Here is a 2,274-nt window from a genome sequence, read left to right on the forward strand (position 1 = left end):
AAACCTTTTTCAGAGTTTCCATAAACAAACACCGTTTGTAGATTGTACGCAGGCGCTTTCTGTTACTGGCTATCCTCGACGGAGGCGTTCAACCGGTTTCTACAGATTTCAAGCGCTGGAGCCGTCGGCCTGCATGATACCTACGGTGCATTCAGAAGTGCTTGCCTTATTCCGTGGTGGATTTTCTGTCTCGTAGCGTTGTGTCTTGAGCGTTTATGACCTCAAGCAGTTTCAAGTATCACGCGCCGAAAGCCCGGTTCAATACAACGCTTTGTTTGCACACGCGTTGTACTCAAGAAAGATAGAACGCCCACTTGAGTTAATGGTGGTGGGCAATTACAGCAATTTGTACAGCGCGAGTTTGTTCGACATAAACACCTCGAAAACCTGAGCCGCAGCAATCAGGACGGTATTGTCCTGCACTTCACCGATGTCCAGAACAGCGCGACGCTCGTCGCCTTGGAGGCATGATCATGAACAATAAAATGTGTACTTTCTTCGACCACAGCAAGCATCGCCTCACCCAGCTCGGAACCCTTGTCGGTGTATTGCTCGCGCAAAGCGCACAGGCCAGCACCCTTGAAGCCATCAATCACACCCACTGGGCGATCAACCGCTTTAGTGTCGATGGACGCTCGGGGCTCGACATCATTGGGCCTTACCAGGGCGGGGGCGGAGGTTGTTGTTACATCGCACCGTCACGATGGAAGCCGGGGATGACCGTGCGTGTTGATTGGGAGACAGGTGTTGGTAGTTCAGAAGGTTTTCCCGGTTTTGCAGATCGGGAAAAATACTATGCTTGGCTTGAAAAAATCGATGCTCAAAAACGCCAGCACAACAAAACAGTATCCGTCCCTGATTACACCGGCCAAAAAGTCTGCGGCCTGACCGTGCACTTCCTGCCCTGCGATGAACTCCAGGTCACCACCTCCTGCCATGCCTATGGCAGCCCCCAATACCCGATCAAAACCCCGCTGCACTTGCCGGAGCCTCAGTCATGCCCGAAATAAAACATGCCAATGTCTGGTATCCACCGCCGTTTCCGCTGCAAGGTCGTTTGCCAAGCCGGGCGGTGCAGGTCCAACAAAATATCCATCGCCATGGCCAGGCTGAGCGAGACTATCAGGATGCCCTGTGCCTGGCGGCGGGTCGCCGGATCTTGCCGCCGTGTTGCAAGACCCTGCACATCAGTCTGTTTTTCGACGGCACCGGCAATAACCTGAACAACGATCTGTACGCGCCCGGCACGCCGCACCCGACCAATATCGCCCGGCTGTTTCGCGCCACTATCGGTGATGGTCACGCCGGTGGCACCGCGCACCTAGGCGAAGCTTCGCGGTTGACCGACGCCCCGGGCACTGGCTACGGCCAGTATTTCAAGTACTACATGCCCGGCGTCGGTACGCCGTTTGCGGAAGTGGGCGACCTGGATTACTCCACCGTCGGGCTGGCGGGTGCCTGGTTTGGCGAAGAACGGATCAACTGGGGCCTGTTGATGCTCGTCGACGCCCTGCGGCGCACGCTGGGGCTGCCGCGGCTGGACAACACAAGCCTGCTGGCCGCGGTCCAGGCCATGGGCACGTGGCCTGGGCTGGGGTTTGTCAACGGCCAGGCCAATCGGGCGGCGGTGTTCAGCAAGCAACTCAAGGCGATTGAACAGCCGTTGCGCTTCGCCCTGACACAGCCTGGCCATGGCACGCCGAGGCTGTTGGGCCTCAAGCTGTATGTCTATGGGTTTTCCCGTGGTGCAGCAGCGGCGCGAGCCTTTGTCAGTTGGTTGAACGCGCTGATGCGTTACCAGCCCTTTCTGGCACTGGACGATCTGCAAATCCCCCTGAGCGTGGAATACCTGGGGCTACTGGACACCGTGGCGTCGGTGGGTTTCGCCGACATCATGCCAGGGGCGGACGGGCACATGGCCTGGGCCGATGGCAATCAGGAGTTGCCCGGTGGCGGGCTGGTAAAGCGTTGCCTGCACCTTGCGGCGAGTTTCGAGCAGCGCCTGTGTTTTCCGCTGGAGTCGATTCGTCGCGAGAGTGGCAGTTATCCGGTGAACAGCGTGGAGGTGATCTATCCGGGGGTTCACTCGGATCTGGGCGGAGGGTATCCGCCGGAGGATCAGGGGAAGGCTTTTAGCTCGGATACGCGATTAGGGAACCTCCGAACAAGTCTCAAATATGCGAAAATCGCCTGACCACCTGATCCGAGCCGCCCATGAGCCAAATGAGCTTTTCCGACGTTGAGTACGCAGGCAAACGCAAGCAAACCCGCCGC

The 2,274-nt window shown here is 57.7% G+C and carries 3 protein-coding genes; all 3 read left to right on the forward strand.

The genetic code is table 11. The features are described from left to right. On the forward strand, window positions 1-196 hold a 196-nt coding region (locus tag DW49_RS1000000133495), incomplete at its 5' end, for a hypothetical protein (protein WP_206539587.1). Between the two features lie 289 nt (window positions 197-485). Further along, window positions 486-1,010: a Tli1a family immunity protein gene (locus tag DW49_RS0127735; protein ID WP_024419988.1), complete on the forward strand. Its 525-nt coding sequence runs from the start codon at window positions 486-488 to the stop codon at window positions 1,008-1,010. Beyond that, window positions 998-2,194 (forward strand): T6SS phospholipase effector Tle1-like catalytic domain-containing protein, encoded by a 1,197-nt coding sequence (locus DW49_RS0127740; protein WP_024421552.1) that lies wholly within the window; start codon window positions 998-1,000, stop codon window positions 2,192-2,194. The genes DW49_RS0127735 and DW49_RS0127740 overlap by 13 nt, the downstream gene beginning before the upstream one ends. Window positions 2,195-2,274: the final 80 nt, after the last annotated feature.

This window comes from Pseudomonas avellanae BPIC 631, from assembly GCF_000444135.1.
GTDB classification, from domain to species: Bacteria; Pseudomonadota; Gammaproteobacteria; order Pseudomonadales; family Pseudomonadaceae; genus Aquipseudomonas; species Aquipseudomonas avellanae.

Bases quoted from the DNA above. Each gene is read 5' to 3' on its own strand.
- DW49_RS0127735 (WP_024419988.1), top strand. From the start codon at position 486: ATGTGTACTTTCTTCGACCACAGCAAGCATCGCCTCACCCAGCTCGGA.
- DW49_RS0127740 (WP_024421552.1), top strand. From the start codon at position 998: ATGCCCGAAATAAAACATGCCAATGTCTGGTATCCACCGCCGTTTCCG.